The sequence below is a fragment of the Peribacillus sp. SIMBA_075 genome (assembly GCF_046534585.1).
In genome coordinates, this window is record NZ_JAWRYN010001430.1 from 1 (window position 1) to 242 (window position 242).

General features: G+C 40.1%; 1 pseudogene. It reads right to left on the reverse strand.

Annotated elements, in window-relative coordinates:
- Nucleotides 1–241 (reverse strand): annotated as a pseudogene (locus tag SB775_RS33080) (MFS transporter); the annotation flags it as partial.
- Between the last annotated feature and the right edge of the window lies 1 nt (nucleotide 242).

Below are 242 nucleotides of genomic sequence, written 5' to 3' on the forward strand. Positions count from 1 at the left end.
CGATACCGAGTCCAAAGAAGAATGTGAAAAATCGTTTTTTAAATCCCTTATAATCAGCAACTGTGCCGAGAATAGGAGCGAGTATAGAAATTAAAAGTGTAGCGAACGAGTTTGCATATCCCCAATAGGCTGTTGAAGTTGCGCCAGATAGTCCAGCTTCTTTTGCAGCTGCTTTAAAGTAAATTGGAAATAATGCAGTTGTAATGACGAGCGAATATACCGAGTTCGCCCAATCGTACAAT